The 16,311-nt window shown below is 42.1% G+C and carries 19 protein-coding genes; 5 read left to right on the top strand and 14 right to left on the bottom strand.

The genetic code is table 11. The features are described 5' to 3' along the window. Positions 1-111 precede the first annotated feature (111 nt). Positions 112-1,551, top strand: a complete 1,440-nt coding sequence (locus H6G73_RS10960; RefSeq protein WP_190604251.1) for a tetratricopeptide repeat protein — start codon at positions 112-114, stop codon at positions 1,549-1,551. A gap of 31 nt (positions 1,552-1,582) precedes the next feature. On the opposite strand, the gene H6G73_RS10955 is transcribed toward H6G73_RS10960, so the two are convergent. The 8 genes from H6G73_RS10955 to H6G73_RS10920 all read right to left on the bottom strand — a co-directional run bounded on the left by H6G73_RS10955 (position 1,583) and on the right by H6G73_RS10920 (position 7,635). Then, positions 1,583-1,765: a hypothetical protein gene (locus H6G73_RS10955; RefSeq protein ID WP_190604249.1), complete on the bottom strand. Its 183-nt coding sequence runs from the start codon at positions 1,763-1,765 to the stop codon at positions 1,583-1,585. A 13-nt stretch (positions 1,766-1,778) separates the two neighbouring features. Further along, a complete protein-coding gene (locus H6G73_RS10950; RefSeq protein ID WP_190604247.1) occupies positions 1,779-2,054 on the bottom strand; it encodes a TM2 domain-containing protein in 276 nt (91 codons plus the stop codon). 734 nt (positions 2,055-2,788) lie between these two features. After that, the gene (locus H6G73_RS10945) at positions 2,789-3,199 is read right to left on the bottom strand and encodes a GNAT family N-acetyltransferase (RefSeq protein WP_190604245.1); all 411 of its coding nucleotides are present in this window, start codon (positions 3,197-3,199) and stop codon (positions 2,789-2,791) included. 116 nt (positions 3,200-3,315) lie between these two features. After that, positions 3,316-3,459 carry a hypothetical protein gene (locus H6G73_RS10940; RefSeq protein ID WP_190604243.1) on the bottom strand — a complete coding sequence of 48 codons (144 nt, stop codon included), beginning with the start codon at positions 3,457-3,459 and terminating at the stop codon, positions 3,316-3,318. 102 nt (positions 3,460-3,561) lie between these two features. Then, positions 3,562-3,978 carry an ABC transporter permease gene (locus H6G73_RS10935; RefSeq protein WP_190604241.1) on the bottom strand — a complete coding sequence of 139 codons (417 nt, stop codon included), beginning with the start codon at positions 3,976-3,978 and terminating at the stop codon, positions 3,562-3,564. Beyond that, entirely contained in the window at positions 3,963-5,471 is a 1,509-nt protein-coding gene (locus H6G73_RS10930; RefSeq protein WP_190604239.1) for an AmpG family muropeptide MFS transporter, read from the bottom strand. The genes H6G73_RS10935 and H6G73_RS10930 overlap by 16 nt, the downstream gene beginning before the upstream one ends. Before the next feature lie 188 nt (positions 5,472-5,659). After that, the gene (gene rimM / locus H6G73_RS10925) at positions 5,660-6,331 is read right to left on the bottom strand and encodes a ribosome maturation factor RimM (protein WP_190604237.1); all 672 of its coding nucleotides are present in this window, start codon (positions 6,329-6,331) and stop codon (positions 5,660-5,662) included. Positions 6,332-6,351: 20 nt separating this feature from the next. Further along, positions 6,352-7,635, bottom strand: a complete 1,284-nt coding sequence (locus tag H6G73_RS10920; RefSeq protein WP_190604235.1) for a valine--pyruvate transaminase — start codon at positions 7,633-7,635, stop codon at positions 6,352-6,354. A gap of 56 nt (positions 7,636-7,691) precedes the next feature. On the opposite strand from H6G73_RS10920, the gene H6G73_RS10915 reads away from it, so the two are divergent. The 3 genes from H6G73_RS10915 to H6G73_RS10905 all read left to right on the top strand — a co-directional run bounded on the left by H6G73_RS10915 (position 7,692) and on the right by H6G73_RS10905 (position 9,936). After that, positions 7,692-7,865, top strand: coding sequence for a hypothetical protein (locus tag H6G73_RS10915; protein ID WP_190604233.1), 174 nt, complete (start codon positions 7,692-7,694; stop codon positions 7,863-7,865). 284 nt (positions 7,866-8,149) lie between these two features. Continuing rightward, a complete protein-coding gene (locus tag H6G73_RS10910; protein WP_190604231.1) occupies positions 8,150-9,262 on the top strand; it encodes an S-(hydroxymethyl)glutathione dehydrogenase/class III alcohol dehydrogenase in 1,113 nt (370 codons plus the stop codon). 5 nt (positions 9,263-9,267) lie between these two features. Further along, the gene (locus H6G73_RS10905) at positions 9,268-9,936 is read left to right on the top strand and encodes a ComF family protein (RefSeq protein ID WP_190604229.1); all 669 of its coding nucleotides are present in this window, start codon (positions 9,268-9,270) and stop codon (positions 9,934-9,936) included. A 29-nt stretch (positions 9,937-9,965) separates the two neighbouring features. Here the strand turns inward: H6G73_RS10905 and H6G73_RS10900 are convergent, their stop codons facing one another. Both H6G73_RS10900 and H6G73_RS10895 read right to left on the bottom strand, forming a co-directional pair. After that, positions 9,966-10,484 carry an anti-sigma factor family protein gene (locus H6G73_RS10900; RefSeq protein ID WP_390839649.1) on the bottom strand — a complete coding sequence of 173 codons (519 nt, stop codon included), beginning with the start codon at positions 10,482-10,484 and terminating at the stop codon, positions 9,966-9,968. 270 nt (positions 10,485-10,754) lie between these two features. Next, a complete protein-coding gene (locus H6G73_RS10895; RefSeq protein ID WP_190604226.1) occupies positions 10,755-11,411 on the bottom strand; it encodes a sigma-70 family RNA polymerase sigma factor in 657 nt (218 codons plus the stop codon). 369 nt (positions 11,412-11,780) lie between these two features. Between H6G73_RS10895 and H6G73_RS10890 the strand changes: the two genes are divergently transcribed. Beyond that, on the top strand, positions 11,781-12,611 hold the full coding sequence (locus tag H6G73_RS10890; protein ID WP_390839659.1) for a L,D-transpeptidase: 831 nt from the start codon (positions 11,781-11,783) through the stop codon (positions 12,609-12,611). Positions 12,612-12,668: 57 nt separating this feature from the next. Here the strand turns inward: H6G73_RS10890 and H6G73_RS10885 are convergent, their stop codons facing one another. The 4 genes from H6G73_RS10885 to devC form a co-directional block, all read right to left on the bottom strand. Further along, positions 12,669-13,214 carry a late competence development ComFB family protein gene (locus H6G73_RS10885; RefSeq protein ID WP_190604222.1) on the bottom strand — a complete coding sequence of 182 codons (546 nt, stop codon included), beginning with the start codon at positions 13,212-13,214 and terminating at the stop codon, positions 12,669-12,671. A gap of 119 nt (positions 13,215-13,333) precedes the next feature. Beyond that, positions 13,334-14,251 carry a M23 family metallopeptidase gene (locus H6G73_RS10880; RefSeq protein ID WP_190604220.1) on the bottom strand — a complete coding sequence of 306 codons (918 nt, stop codon included), beginning with the start codon at positions 14,249-14,251 and terminating at the stop codon, positions 13,334-13,336. A gap of 116 nt (positions 14,252-14,367) precedes the next feature. After that, the gene (locus tag H6G73_RS10875; RefSeq protein WP_190604218.1) at positions 14,368-15,072 is read right to left on the bottom strand and encodes a DevA family ABC transporter ATP-binding protein; all 705 of its coding nucleotides are present in this window, start codon (positions 15,070-15,072) and stop codon (positions 14,368-14,370) included. Positions 15,073-15,103: 31 nt separating this feature from the next. Further along, on the bottom strand, positions 15,104-16,279 hold the full coding sequence (gene devC, locus H6G73_RS10870; protein ID WP_190604216.1) for an ABC transporter permease DevC: 1,176 nt from the start codon (positions 16,277-16,279) through the stop codon (positions 15,104-15,106). Positions 16,280-16,311 lie beyond the last annotated feature (32 nt).

Below are 16,311 nucleotides of genomic sequence, written 5' to 3'. Positions count from 1 at the left end.
TGATACTTATTTTCATTAACTCTCTTAGGACTTAAATAAGCTTTAGTTCTTGTGTACTATTTTGGTGGCTTTTTTTGATGTGTGACAGTTAGGGTGCGGAAGGTGGGTTATATGGGACTGATTTACCAATATTTGGGGCAGTACCAACAGGCAATAGAGTATCATCAACAGTCCTTGCAGATAGCCAGAGAAATTGGCAATCGCCAAGAGGAAGGAAGAGCCTTGGGTTATATCGGTGATGCTTACTACTCCTGGGGACAGTACCAATATTCACTGCATTTTTATCTCCAGTTGTTGCCGATAGTTAGAGAAATTGGCGATCGCCAAGAGGAAGGAAACACAGCCGGTTATATAGGAGTGGCTTACCAATCCTTGGGACAATACCAAAAGGCCATAGAATTTCACCAACAGTGGTTAAACATTGCTAGAGAAATAGGCGATCGCCTTGGTGAAGTCAGAGCCTTGGGTTATATCGGTAATGCTTACCAATCTTTGGGGCAATATCAACAGTCCATAGAATTTCATCAACAGCGGTTAAATATAGCCAGAGATAGCAATAATCGCCTGGGGGAAGGGAGAGCCTTGGGTTGTATCGGCACTGCTTACCAATCCTTGAGGCAGTACCAACAGGCCATAGAATCTCACCAACGGTGGTTAAACATTGCTAGAGAAATAGGCGATCGTGTTGATCAAGCCAGTGCCTTGGGTCATATCGGCAATTGTTACCAAAACTTAGAACAGTACCAACAGGCTATTGATTTTTACCAACAGTGGTTGAACATCGCTAGAGAAATAGGCGATCGTGTTGATCAAGCCAGTGCCTTGGGTTGTATCGGCAATTGTCACCAAAACTTGGAACAGTACCAACAGGCTATTGATTTTTACCAACAGTGGTTGAATATCGCTAGAGAAATTGGTAATCGTGTTGATCAAGGCAGTGCCTTAGGCAATATCGGCAATTGTTACCAATCCTGGACACAATATCAACAAGCCATAGAGTTTTACCAACAGTGGTTGAATATCGCTAGAGAAACTGGTGATCGGTTTGGGAAATGTAAAGCTTTGGGTAAGATAGGACTTGCTTACCAATCCTTAGAGCAATACCAACAAGCGATTAGTTTTCATCAACAGTCCTTGCAGATAGCCAGAGAAATAGGCGATCGCTTTGAAGAAGGAACTGTCTTAAAAAAGATAGGAATAGCTTACCAATCCTGGGGAAAATACCAGCAAGCAATTGAGTTTTATCAACAGTCCTTACAGATAGCCCAAGAAATTGGCGATCAGTTGATGGAAGCAGACAACTGGTTTAATTTAGGTTCAGCCTTAGCGAAGGTGAACCGTGAATCAGATGCAATTGGTGCTTATCGTCATGCGGCCCAACTCTATCAAACAATGAAACTCGATGCTCAAGTCCAAGATTGCAACAATGCCATTCACGGCCTTTCACCACAGGATAGACCAGTAGATCCTCCACCATCGAGTTGGCTAAATCATCTGTGTAACTTTTTAAAAGGACTGTGGCACTCTATATGTGTACGGTTGAGGAGCTAAAATTTGCCGCCGATGGCAGAATCAAATACTTCTAATTTTCTCCCTTTATCCTGACTTTAGTCATGAAAATAGTTGCGGCTAACTGAATGGGGATCATCAATACCAAGCTTTTGTAGAAGTAATTAATTTCTAAATCAGCCATAACCCGGAAATATCCTACGCTGGCTACCATAATAATTAACCAGAGAAATTGTTTAGGTTTAAAATTCGACATCACTACAGCCGTCCTAGAACCAACCTTGTTTGTTAATAAAGTATGTATTCACAAAATCTTCGTGGTCTTTGTTTAAATAAATAATCCCTTCAATTAAACCGATTAATTGCATAACCAGGAGGGTAAACCCATAAGTAACGGAACCACCACCTACAGCAATAGCTAACATAATGAAACCTTCGGTGGTGTAGCCAAGAATAAATTTATGTAATCCAAATCCACCAAATACGATCCCGCTGTAACCTGCTAAGAGTTGTTTGGTAGTATGAGAAGGATTGAGATTGGCCATAGTTAAATACCCTCCTGAGTCTGCTATAAAAATCTAGTTTTTACCAACAATAAATAATAGACAAAACAATACTTTTATCAAGTAGACAAGTCCAAAGATAAAATAAATACCTATCAGATGAGGTATTCTCATTCTTATAAATTACTAGCTTGTCACTATATTGCTAACTTTCTGGTAATTTGGTTTGCCAATGTGAATAATTAATGTTTTCAATGATAATAATTACACCGGATTGGCAATGATAATCATCTATAATATGATGCTGTTTTTATTTGAGAAAGCTAATATCAAACTTACCCAACTTTATAACTGTAACAATTACCAAAAAAACAAGAATATACTCTTTCCTTCATCTAATTAGAGATGATGTCCGGACTATTTTCAAGTTGTTCAGCTAAGGCTAATCTATTCTTGTGTATTTGTCAGTGGGGTGAGACCTAGAGTTGCAATTGGGGCACATAAAATCCAGGTATGACATGATATGACTGCAAGACTAGCTGCAACCTTGATTCACTGATCAATGTAAATCTGTATTACTGGTGACATGACCAAGATAATGACAATTCCCAGTATGATGATTGAGCAATATTGAGCAATGCGGATGTTTTGGCACCAGTGGGTCTACTATCGGGGAATTGAAAATATTGTGATGGCTTTTGAGTAATTTATTCTCTGTCTGAAGATATGGTTTACAGAAAATGAGGTGAAAAATTCTGTAGATGGTTTTATGGCTGTTAGGAAAGAGGCTTGACCATCCATAGAGATTGGGTTTGATAGCCCAGCTGTTGATAAAGATTCAGGGCCGGGGCATTAGATGCAAATACTTGTAGTCCAATTTGGCGATCACCCCGTTGCCCTGCCCAATTTTCTAAATGGTGCATTAAAGCCTTACCAATGCCCCATCTTCGATGTTCTGGGACTACGTAAAGCAGAAAAATATGAGCATGGCGGTTGCCACTAATTTGATCAATGGCGTTTCCTGCCCATAGGCAGGCAATGGGAGGAGCATTTTCTCCTCCTTTGTTGTTCTCCCCTTCTTCCTTGACCCACCACAAAGGTGTATCACTAGATAAATATTGTTGGACTGTGGAGTCAAGATGGGAAAAATCTTGATGGGGGAATAGTTCCTGGTAAGTCAAAACCATGAACTTGATCAGTGAGGCCCTATCTCTGATAGAGCCACGATGAAGATAGTAACCCGATGGTAAGGAATTCAAAATCAAGAGCCGTTAATTGGTCAGAATTTACTCCCCATCACCCATTACCAATAACCCAGAATTATGCCAATGGGTGCAGGTGCTGCCATATCGGAGGGTAAAAAGATACGGGCGCTGACTGCCACTAAGGCAATGAGAAACACCAAAACAACGAGTAATGGAGCAATGTATTGACGAAAAATAGACATGTTGGGGTTTTCTAGAGCTAGGAATAGTTTCGAGAAGCTAGCTGAGATTTGTAAAATTTTCTTAATTGATTTTAACTTTTTTTAGTAAAGTCAATTCAAAAGTTATCGCTGTTCCCGGTCTAACTCATCCAATACTCTTTCACAATACCAATTTTCCGGCATCCCCGGATAATTCTGTTTGGCTTGTTCAATTAGCCTTTCGGCTGCGGCCACATCCCCAGATAACCTAGCAATTAATCGATTTTTTAAATATTGCCCAGTGATATCTTCATCGGTTTGGGTAGGGGTGGTACTGGCATCACTAGGAATAGGGGAAGACTGGACTTGTCCGGCGCGTAACTGCCAAAACAGCACATAATACAATGTGCCGAAAATTAAAATTAGGCTGAGAGTTCCCAACAAGGTGAGGAAGTTAAAGCCAAGAAATCCCAACACTAGCTGCGAGAGAACGTAGCCTAGTAATAAACCTGTGACGATGAGGACGAATGTACCGACAAGAATGACTACTTGGTTCCCCATAAATCTTCTTCCTCAAGTCCTGGTCTAGAAAGTGCTGCTGGTTTTTGATTCCAGGGAGCAACAAAGGGTAAAAGTAGCAATCCTGGTAAGGCTGCCACAATAGAGAGCAAGAAAAATGAAGGCCAGCCCGTAGCTTGTGCCCAACTTCCTGCCGGTGCTGAGAGAACATCTCTACTAATAGCCATCAAACTAGAAAATAAAGCGAATTGAGTAGTTGTAAACCGGTGGTTGCATAGGTTCATTAAAAATGCCACTGTAGCAACCGTCACTAATCCAGCAGAGAAGTTTTCGATATTTACCGCTAACACTAAAAGAGAATAATCTTTTTTGTCGGCGATCGCTAAGGCATAATAACCCAAGTTGCTGAATAATTGCAGTAAGCCAAAGATCCACAGGCTACGATTTAAGTTAATTTTGGTCATGATCACACCACCAGCTAATACGCCAAAGGTGGTGGCAATAAAGCCGATACCAGCTTGAATCGCGCCGATTTCCGTTTTACTAAAGTTGATTTCCCTCAGAAATAGGTTGGCTGTAATTCCCACCAGAGAATCACCGAGTTTATACAGCAATATAAAAGCTAGTATGGTGCTGGCTTGAGTAATACCAAAGCGGTGAAAAAATTCTTTAAAAGGTAGAAAAATCGCTTCTTGGAGGTTTTGGGGACTGTTACCTTCTCGCACTTCACTGAGAAGAGATGTAGGTAACAGCAAAGATGCTGCTATCCAAGCGACTAATAACCCTGCTAATAACCAATAAAATACAGGCTGGGGGATAAAGCCGATAAAAACGCCACCTAATAATCCAGTTACCAACAAAGTGATCATGATGATAAAAATCACATCTTTGGTGGAAACAGGGGCAACTGGTCTATCATCTGACAACTTAGTTTCTGGGGGAGACCAGAGGGTAGTCAGTATGCCTCCAGCCATCAAAACTGCCATAATTAGATAAACACCATTCCAGGGTATATAGTCTGCTAAAACTAAGGCCAGAGAACTGGTGATAAACAAAGCAATCCGGTAGCCTAAGACCCACACAGATGCACCAGGCTGGGCTTCTAGGGGGTTTAAAATGTCGGTACGGTAGGCATCCCCAGCGATATCTTGGGTGGCACTAAAAAAGGTAATCACCAAGCAGTTAATAGCTAGGAATTGCAATACTTGGTCGCTTTGGGCTGGCTGTTGAAAAGCCAAGGCAGCGATCGCTAAGACTAACCCGATTTGGGTGATCACTAGCCAACCCCTCCTAGCACCAAGGAAGGGGGGGACAAATCGGTCTAATAAAGGCGACCACAGAAATTTCAGCGAGTAGGGCAGGGACAACAGCCCAAATAAGGTGATTTTGCCAATGTCTACTTTGGCATCTTGCATCCACATCTGTAGTGTTCTACTGGTGAGGAATAAAGGTAGGCCAGAGGCAAAACCTAGCAACAACAAAGCACCCATCTTTCGGCTTTGAAATGCCTGTCGTAGTGCTTTAATTTCTTCCATTGGTATTTCGATTCCTAGTTTCCTGATTTAATTGCCGCTATCTTGACACATTAATGGTGTAATTTCATGCTGACAAGCCAGGAATCAGGTTAATTATCTGGTTGCTAGGGTATGGATATTTACAAGATAATTTCAGGTCAATAGAAGAAAAAATTGCCGAAACCAGCCATCAACAAAATATTTCCATCCTATTCTCTATTCTCCATACCAATCTCCAGTAACCCAGATGGAGGGGTAATTTCCATTCGTTGCTGTTCTAAATCCACCACAGGGACAATAGGCATGACAAAAGGAATCAAAACGGTTTTTTCCTTGTTGTCCTTTGTCCAGGAGGAATCTAATTTCACTTCTAGTAAATCATTACCAGCGGCTAAAACATCTACCACCGTTCCCACTAAGTCACCAGATTCTTGCATGAAGACTTGTAAACCAATCAAGTCTAAAACATGATATTCCCCTTCCTCTAATTCGGGACGATCGCTCACCGGTACAAATAGCCGACTATCACGCAACGCTTCCGCACTATTGCGATCGCTTATCCCCTGCAATTTAATCACATATAAGTTTTTGCCCTCAAGATATCTCCCTGTCAATAACTCTATGGGTTGGGGTTCTTTTTCTCCGGGACGTAATAACCAACGCTTGCCTGGTTCCTCAAATCGTTCTGGGAAGTCAGAGTTAGGATAAACTCGCACCTCCCCAGTTAAACCTTGAGGGGCAACGATTTTGCCAATTTCTAGCCAATCATCTAGTGGAGGCAGAGGGAAGGAGGTATTGGGTACAGAGGCAGGTTGTTTATGGACATTGCCTTCCTTCGGTTTCTGACTTTTCTTCTTGTTTTTTGTCTCTTCTTGATTCATTTCCACCCTCTGCCTTTTGCCTATACACCCACAGTTGCACGTTGATACACTTGTTCAGCCACCTTGGCTAAACGCAGCATTCCCGTCTCAATTTCCTGATCGCTACCAGTCAAACTAATGCGGAGACATTGGTGCTTATGTTCCCACTCCTCTTGCAAACCAGGGAAGAAGGTACTACCAGGAACAGCAATTACACCAACCTTTTTCAACTCTTGGTAAAATTCCCAGTCAGTCATGGGTAAATCTTGTAACCATAACCAAGCAAAAATCGCCCCTTCCCCACGATGGAGGAACCAAGGTAAATCCTTGGGCATCGCTGCATCTAATGTGCTTTCTAAGACATCAAATTTTTTCTGATAAAAAGGACGAATCACTGCTTCGGCAATATTAGCCAATGCACCTGATTCTATCGCGCGAGCAGCGATCGCTTGTCCATATCGGGAAGAGTGAATCCCCACATTCGTTTGGAAGCTCTCTAAAACCTGAATCTGTTGTTCATCACCAATCACTACCCCAATCCGTTCCCCTGGTAATCCTGCTTTCGATAAACTCATACAGTGCAGAATATTTTCTCCAAACACAGGAGTCATTTCCGTGAAATTCAATGCCGGGAAAGGAGGTGCATAGGCTGAGTCAATCAACACAGGTACATTGTATGGTGCTGCTAACGCCGCAATTTTATGTACCTCATCATTCGTTAAAACATTACCTGTGGGGTTACAAGGACGGGAGAAAATCACACAACCAGTTTGTTCAGTAATCGACAGTTGAGTGAAATCAGGACGATATTTGAATCGGTGTGCTGGTGCATCAATATCTAAAGTGGGTTTGTAAGCAACTAAAGCTTCGGGGAATAAACAAACACCACCATAGCCCGTATAGTCTGGACTCAAAGGTAAAACAATTTGTTTTAAATCACCGTCTACGGTGTAACCACCAAAAGCATTAGCCGCGTAAAAATAAAGGCTTTGACTACCCGCAGTAATCAAAACATTGCGGTCAGTAATATTTAATCCGTAGCGTTGGTTAAAGTCCTTAGCAATGGCATTAATTAATGGTGCATAACCTTGACTGGAACCGTAGCGACAAACTACCTCACCATATTCTTCACTAGCTAATAAATCTGCCGTGCAATCCCGCCATAACTGCTCTACCTCTGGCAAAATCAAGGGATTGCCTGCACTGAGATTATATAATTCCTGCCCCGCACTGGCTCTGAGAGTTTCCACAATATCCTTCATAATCGCTCTCACACCAGTTAGATTAGACATTTGAGCGCCAATTTTAGTAAGGGCAGGTTTCATAGGCTTGTTACAAATTAGATTAATCGCAAAAGTGGATAAATTTATGGATTTGGCTGATGGTAGCTGAAGACAAAGTTGATGTCATTGCCAAAATAGCTACCGCCTTTCACCAATCTAAACTAGTGAATGCGATTTTAACAAAATCTGACAGTCTACCGGACACCTATGAAGACCTAATAAAAAATTCAAAACTAGAAAATGTAATAATTAACACAAAAGATTCTGGCTAGCTTCACAAAATCCAGAAATAATAAAACCCCACTATTTTTAAGTGGGGGGTTTCTCTTGTGTATGAACAAATGTACTATACAGAAGATGAATTTGACAATACATTCACCGGAAATTTTCTAGACTATTGATGATTTTTGATGCCCATGAATGATTTTTTGTCAATGTGTCAGTTATGGCATCAATCAATACTGTCATCAGTCATCTGTTCCCTGTCACCTATTCTTGTTGCCTGCTATAAACTCATATAAAAAACTTCAGTCGGGTTCTCTAGGGAGGAAAAACAGTGGAAGTAAAAGCAGCCGTCGCATATAGTGCTAGTCAACCATTACAGATAGAAACTGTTGACCTGGAAGGGCCCAAAGCTGGGGAAGTATTAGTAGAAATTAAAGCTAGTGGAGTTTGTCATACCGACGCTTATACTTTGTCGGGTGCTGATCCTGAAGGGTTGTTTCCGACAATTTTAGGCCATGAAGGTGCTGGTGTAGTTGTAGAGGTGGGGCCTGGTGTCACCAGTCTCCAACCCGGAGACCATGTGATTCCTCTCTACGTTCCCGAATGTCGTCAGTGTGAATATTGTTTAAGTTTTAAAACTAATCTTTGTCAGGCAATTCGCATTACTCAAGGCCAAGGTGTGATGCCTGATGGTACTAGCCGTTTTAGTATCGGTGGAGAAAAAATTCACCACTACATGGGCACATCTACCTTTGCCAACTATACTGTAGTACCGGAAATTGCCTTGGCGAAAATTCGCCCCGATGCACCCTTTGATAAAGTTTGTTACATTGGTTGTGGTGTAACAACAGGTATTGGTGCAGTTATTAATACAGCCAAGGTAGAACCTGGTGCAAATGTGGTGGTTTTTGGTTTAGGTGGTATTGGTTTAAACGTCATCCAAGGGGCGCGGATGGTAGGGGCAAATATGATTGTTGGGGTAGATATTAATCCTAATAAACGTGCTTTGGCAAAAAAATTTGGCATGACCCATTTTGTCAATCCCCAAGAAGTGGAAGGGGATTTAGTGGCTTATTTGGTGAATTTAACTAAAGGCGGTGCTGATTATAGTTTTGAATGTATTGGTAATGTTAAGGTGATGCGTCAGGCTTTAGAATGCTGTCACAAAGGTTGGGGGATGAGTGTAATTGTCGGTGTGGCTGGTGCAGGACAGGAAATTAGCACTCGTCCTTTTCAATTGGTGACTGGCAGGGTTTGGAAGGGTACAGCTTTTGGTGGTGCGAGAGGACGGACAGATGTACCGAAAATAGTTGATTGGTATATGGATGGAAAAATAAATATTGATGACTTAATCACCCATGTCATGCCTATTGAAAAAATTAATGATGCTTTTGATTTGATGCACAAGGGTGAATCGATTCGCAGTGTGGTCACTTTTGAGTAAGGACTATGTTCAAAAGTTGGCTGAATCTATTTCTCCAGTCCGATTGTCCTTTGTGCCAACGTTCGACACCGAGTACATTGTGTGAATATTGCATCAAGCAACTACAAACTTGTCGATTACAAAACCCTAGTTATCTTTGGCAACAGCCTTTACCTGTGTTTGCCTGGGGAATGTATGGTGGTTCTTTGAAAAGAGCGATCGCTACGATGAAATATGATAATCAGCCGGCAATTGCCCAGATTTTAGGTCAATTTCTGGGAGAAGCCTGGTTATTGTCTTCACCTTCTCCCCAGCAGCAAGTGACCGTTGTGCCTATCCCCATTCACCCCCACAAACTCAAAGAAAGAGGCTTCAATCAAGCTGAATTAATCGCTGTCAGTTTCTGTGCCACTACAGGCTTAAAATTAAAAGTTAATGGTTTAGAAAGACGCAAAGCCACAAAAGCCCAATTTGGCTTATCAGCATCAGCAAGGCAAGAAAATTTAGCAGATGCTTTTGCCCTTGGCGCTGATTTTCACCGTCGTCATCCAAATACACCTGTGTTGTTAGTAGATGATATTTACACCTCTGGTGCTACTGCTAAATCTGCCATATCTACTCTTCAACACAGTAAAATAGCTGTTTTGGGGTTAGCTGCTGTTGCTAGTGCCCATCAAGTGGCTGGGAAAAAATAATGAGTCATGACTACAGCCCCAGAGAACTTTTAGTTGATATTGGGTTCTCTATTCTGAGAATTATGTTTAACTGAATTAGCAGAATTATCTTCAGGATTGGCTACTGCTGTTTTGGGAATTTCAATCACTGGATTGTTTAAAGCTACCATCAGCGGTGAGGCGGTAACAGCAGGTTGTGCCATTGTGGCTTTTGGTTGCTCTGGTTGTTGTGCTAATTGTAGATTTCTAGATTCACTGCCTGGTAGTAATCCAGCAAGGGAACTAATCACACAGGCAGCGATCGCAGCACCACCACCAATCCAGGCTAATTGATAACGGCGACGGATGCGATTCCAAACCTGTTGGAATGTTTCTTCTGGTGTGTGTTGGGCTTGGGGGATAGGGCAATTCCGCAAGCCTTGTCTGAGCTTTAATAATCGGGCATAAAGGCTCTTAATTGAGTCATCAGTGGCGAGCCATTCTTCAACTTGCCTGCGTTCGGATGCTGTTACCTCACCGTCAAGGTAAGCACTCAATAACTCGAAGCTATCGCGCTTCACCATATCCATAGTACCCGTTGATTCGTTGGTATGTTTAACCGTCCCCTTGGGGTCAGCCTTGGGCAGTTGTGGAAAAAATCAATTGAAAAGCTGATTATTCTGTGTTTATTTTAACGCTATTTCCCATTTACCCACGGTTAAATTCAGGGAATGATTGGGAAAAAATTAGTAAAAATCAGTCTTTATCGGGGAAATGACAGAAACAAACTCCAGTGATGGCTAAAAATCCTGAATATTTCTTAAATTTTGTGATAGGTCACCAGAAATATTCGGTAAAATTTAGTTATCTAGATAAAGTTGCAATTGCGCTTGCAATCTAGCTCTAGCTCTAGCTATTCTTGATTTGACTGTTCCTAGAGAAACACCAGTAATTTCGGCTATTTCTTCGTAGGCCATCCCCTCAATTTCTCTCAAGACAATGGTAGTCCGAAAAACTTCTGGTAAATCCGCGATCGCTTCCCGCAGTTGTTCGTAAAATTCTCTGGTGGTCAGTTCTTCTTCTGGGCCCGGTGTGTCCCCAGCAATTTCCCAATCCATTTCACCATCGTCTACGGAACGAGGCGCATCTAAAGACAAAGGACTAACAACTCGTTTGCGTTTGCGTAACTCATCGTAAAACAAGTTAGTGGCGATGCGACTTAACCAGCCACGGAATTTAGCGGGTTCTTGTAAACGGTGAATATTGCGATAGACGCGAATCCACACTTCTTGTGCTAAATCTGCCCGGTCAGCCCAATCAGGAGCGAGGTGATATAAAACTCGTTCAACCTGAGTCTGGTAACGACGTAACAGTTCTGCAAAGGCAACGCGGTCAGGCCGCATTCCTGCTTGACAGCGCAAAATAAGATCGTGATTTGAGAGTTTGTCAACTTGCACTGATGCTTCTGAATATGTGGCATCAACTGTTGACCAGGATACAGTAATCGATTGACTCATAGGTCGTACTGGCTTTAAATCATCCCTTTCTATTAGACTGCTTTATTTGTCATAAGTTCCTGAGATAGGTGACGGATTTATAAGCGGAACACTGAAATAGGAAAAGTAGATTAGATTTCTTTGTCGGTCTCCGTGTGAAATGCCCTAGATGCGGGAGTAGCCAATAATTGACCATGAAGGGGGGATGACAAAAATGATGATCGGTTTCATAACTGACCACTCCCCTGGGAGAAAAAGTGGTATCTATAAAATCAAGATGTTATTAGTAGATGAATGAAAAAACTATTAATGATTGCTAGATTTATTGCTAATTGGTCGATACTAGCGGTCAATTAGTCAGCCAGATATGTCAGGGATAAACTATAGGCGATAGCAATGGTAAGAAACGAATCTCTAGGACGTATGGTGATGTGGCTCTGCTTTGGCACAGCATTTTTATCTCTGGCTGTCCATTGGTATACGACAAATACAACAGAGCCTTTAAATTCTGCTGTCTCGATGAATAGCAGGAAAAAAGCGATCGCTGCCAATACTTCTCTAGACAATGGTTCAGTCACTAATTATAGGTATACTGCACCAGTGACTTTTGGGGAAACTGCCTTTGGCGCTTCCGTTCCTGCTACTGTCAATCAATCAGATGAACAGGTAGAAAGACAGCCCTCCAACCTGATTCAAACTCAAGATGCCCCAAAAAATACGAGATTAGTAGTTTCAGCCCAGGAATCTCCACAAAATCAGGGCAATTTACCACAGAGCATCTTGGCCCCACTGATGGGTCAATCCAAATCATCGGACACAGGGTCTAATCAGGGTCAATTATTGGTGGATTTAAGCGATCGCCGAGTTTACGTTTATCGTCAGGATGAAGTAATCGCCAGTTATCCTATAGCCATTGGTAAACCTGGCTGGGATACACCTGTAGGTGAGTTTAAAGTCCTGCACATGGAACATGATCCGATTTGGAAGCATCCGATCACCGGAAAGGTGTTTGAGCCAGGCACTGATAGCCCCTTGGGTGAGCGGTGGATTGGCTTTTGGTCGGATGGCAAAAATGAACTAGGCTTCCACGGTACACCGTCATCAGAGATAGACCTAATTGGTGCTGCGGTGTCCCATGGTTGCCTGAGAATGCGTAATGCTGATGTGAAAATGCTTTATGACCAAGTAGGGTTAGGAACTACCGTCGTAGTCCGCCCATGATGTGGCCAGTTGTCAGTTGTTGTTTTGTGCCACCGACCACTGACCACTGACCATTGTTTAAGATGGTGATTTTTGTTCAAAATTATGGGCGTAAACTTGCAGGAGGTTACTAACTTGCTTGAGTACCTCATTACCGGTGCTTTTACCCAAGGCTTGACGTTCTGGGAAGAAGCTGGGACGGTCAAGGTAGCGAGAAATAGCTTCTCCTACTTGTTGGGCAATTAATTCATGTAATTCAGTTTTCGCTCGTTGACGCTGATAGTTTGCACCTTCTTCCGTCGTTGCGTAAAGGGGAGGGAGACGGTTAAGGGCGTAGGCAGCAATATCACCAACATCTAAGGTGCTTTCGCTGGTGGCTTCAATTTCAGCAATGCGAGCGATCGCTTCACTGAGCACCAACTCTTCCATTACGTTGATAAATTGTTTGCGAGGTACCGCCACTACCTCACCAGTCAATAATGCACCCATCAGTCGATCTAGCGCCATGTACTCCTCTATAGAGAGTTCTGAGGCATTATCACAGATGCGACCGACTTCTGCTTCCATTGCTGGTGTCAAATAACCATCCTGGAGAGCTTGTTCTACGATTTTTTCAATACTCATAACCTTCTTCATCTGATAGAAGCCACCCAAGCGAGGTAGGGACGATACCGATAAGTTAAATTTTGCCCTATATCAGGCAAATTTCGCTACTTAGTGTAGAGGCGAGATTAATCTCTACTCTACTTTATAACCTGATTTCGCCAAGGTGTAGGATCAACAGATAGTCCGTTGACATATAAACCCCAGTGTAGATGTGGACCAGTAGAAGCGCCTGTAGAGCCTACAGCACCAATAACTTGACCTGGTTTAACAAAATCACCCTCTTTAACGTTAATCCGACTGAGGTGCATGAAAATGCTAGTTACACCTTGACCGTGGTCAACGCCAACTACATTACCATGAACGCGGAACCCTTGGGAGACTTTACCGACCAAAGCTACTCGGCCGGCCGCTGGGGCGACGACTGGTGAACCGGCCGCACCTGCGTAGTCTAGACCGCGATGGTAGTAGTCTTTGGCAAATTTACCATTATAGTAGCGGCGGACACCATAGGTTGTGCTCATGCGCCCTTTATTGGGGTTAATAAATGGGCCATCCCAATATTTTTCTGGGGTTTGGAGGGCTTTGAATTCGGCAACTCGCTTGAGTTCAAGTTCTGTGGCTTCTACACCGGCTTTACCGGGGGGTAAATTAATCCGTTGAACGGGGAATTTGCGATCGCGTACTTGCACTGTAATTGTTTTTTCGTCCCCGTCTCCAGCTACAGAAATTCTTCTCACACCAGGACTTTCTAGGGGAGTGGTGGGAATAAAGGCTCGATATTGATTTGGTGCTATGGGAAAGGCTGGGTAGGTTTTTTCCCCAACGCTGACATTAGGATTGCTCTGATTATCTGGGTTGTCCACATTGATGATGACAGACAGAGTGTCTCCTAACCTGGGGGTAGTTGGTGTTACCTGTACTTCTAAAGCTGCTGCGGGTAAAGCTAAAGTCATGGGTACAGCCGCAACTATGCCCATAAACATTTTCTGTAATCGGTTGGTAATACTAATCTGTGACTGATGCTGCAAATTGATTTGTGGAGCTTTAGTAGTCATGAAGTCTTCAAAAAAAGTTCTGGCTGCTGTTGAACACCAGACTAACTTACTATGACTTGTGTTTCCCAATCAGCCAAGATTTTTCTCCTCCACCCTGATTTTCACCTCTATATTCTTTAACTCCACCATTGGTAACTAAGATTTTCTACTTTTTCCTGCAATTTGCCATCTTCCATTTGTAAAATTCGGTCTGCAATGTCAAGGATGCGGTGGTCATGAGTCACCATTAAAATGGCACAGCCTTGTTCTTTAGCTAGCTTTTGCATTAAGTTGACCACATCGCGTCCAGATTGACTGTCTAGGGCTGCCGTTGGCTCATCTGCTAGGACGATTTGGGGACGACTGACTAAAGCACGAGCGATCGCTACCCGTTGTTTTTGTCCACCAGATAATTGATCAGGATAGTAGTGTAGTCGATTACCTAATCCTACTTGCTCTAGCATTTGCATTGAGCGGGTATACATTTCTTTTCCACTGAGATGGTGATGTAATTCCAAACCCATTTTCACATTTTGCACCGCTGTTAAACTGCCGTGCAAATTATGAGCTTGAAAAATATAACCATTTTGTCTTCTGGCTTGTACTAATTCTTCCGCACTGGCACCACAAAGTTCTTTTCCTAAAACATATAAACTGCCAAACTGAGCCGAGCGTAAGCCACCCACTAAAGTCAGGAGTGTGGTTTTACCAGACCCAGAAGGCCCAGTCATAATAATTATTTCTCCGGCAGCAATTTCTAAATTAATTTTAAATAGAACTTGTTTTCTTAATTGACCATAACCAAAATAATGGTCAAGATGATTAATAGATATTACTGACATATAGCTAAAATAATAATGAATAAGCAAATGTTTAAAACATATCAGCCGGGTCAGCGGCTTGCAGTTTGCGAGTAGCGATCGCTCCAGAAATGACACACATAATAGTCGTTAAAATCAGCACTAATATAGCTCGACTCAAAGTCATATACATAGGTAAGTTAGTAGCTTGTTTAGTTAATTGATATAAACCTAAAGACACTAATAAACCTGGAAAAAAACCTAATATGGCTAAAATTAAAGCCTCTTCAAAAATTACACCCAGCAAGTAATAGTTTCGATAACCTATAGCCTTAAAAGTTGCGTATTCTCTAATATGAGCATTCACATCAGTGGAGAGAACTTGATAAACAATTATTACACCCACAACAAATCCCATTAATACCCCTAAAGTAAAAATAAAACCAATAGGCGAATTTGTGCGCCAAAAATTATTTTCAAATTCTACAAATTCAGGATGAGTTAACACACGTACATCATTTTTTAGATAAGCTCTTAAATGAGTAGCTACTTGTTCTACATCATACCCAGGTTTTATTTTCACTAAGCCAATATTCACACTACTTGCAGATTGGTGATTAAATAAGCGCAAAAAATTTTGGTCACTAGTAATCAAGCTACCATCCGCAGCAAAGGAAGCACCAATTTTAAATAAACCACTCACAGTGATAGTCCGTCCATCTATTTCTGTAGTGACGGTTTTACCTTGTTTAATTTGTGCAATTGCTTGTGCATAGTCTCCCCGTGCATTTTCATCAAATAACACTGTATCGGGTAATTTAATAGCTGATAATTGTTGATTAACTTCCGGTAAATTAAATGCAGGTTTATCTGGATTTACACCAAAAATCAACACCCCAGTTTTTAAGCGGGTCTGGGGATTTTTCCAAATTACATGGTTACAATACATGGCTTCTGCTGATTTCACACCCGGTACATCCATTGCTTGATATAGTCGCCTGCGCGAGAAATTAAACATACTTTGTAGGTTACGTGCTTGGGGACTTATGAGAACAATATCGGCTTGAAAACTGCGATGTAATCGAGTATTGCTGTCATATAATGCTGCTTGAAATCCTAACTGCATGAACATCAAGACATCAGCAAAAGCTATCCCTGATAATGCCACCAGTAAGCGACTTTTTTCATGGCTGAGTTGTAACCATCCTAAAGGTGTACGGCGTTGCAGTTTTTGGAAAATGCCAATCATGGATCATTACAGTTACAAAGGACAAAATTCAA

It is taken from the genome of Richelia sinica FACHB-800, assembly GCF_014698825.1.
GTDB lineage: Bacteria > Cyanobacteriota > Cyanobacteriia > Cyanobacteriales > Nostocaceae > FACHB-800.
The sequence above is the reverse complement of the archived record's forward strand: the minus strand, read 5'-3'. Positions and strand labels throughout refer to the sequence as shown.